General features: G+C 57.5%; 1 protein-coding gene. It reads left to right on the top strand.

Annotated features, from left to right (window positions below; all coding sequences use genetic code 11):
* Positions 1–207, top strand: a 207-nt coding sequence (locus F2P45_RS35400; protein ID WP_187367285.1) for a transposase, incomplete at both ends; no start/stop codon positions are given.

Below are 207 nucleotides of genomic sequence, written 5' to 3'. Positions count from 1 at the left end.
ACGTGGTACCCAATGCGGTGCGTCTGTTCGATGAATTTACTTACAAGGCGCGCTCGTGGCCGAAGGCCTGGCGCGTGCTTCTCAAGGCCGAGGTCATGGCGCTTGGCGAGAACACGCGCTTCATCGTGACCTCGCTGCCAGGACTCGATGCCGGCATGTTGTACGAAGATATTTATTGCGCGCGCGGTCAGGCCGAAAATTACATCA

It is taken from the genome of Massilia mucilaginosa (assembly GCF_011682145.1).
GTDB classification, from domain to species: Bacteria; Pseudomonadota; Gammaproteobacteria; order Burkholderiales; family Burkholderiaceae_D; genus Telluria_A; species Telluria_A mucilaginosa.
Note: the sequence above shows the minus strand (reverse complement) of the source record. Positions and strands in the feature narration are given on the sequence as shown.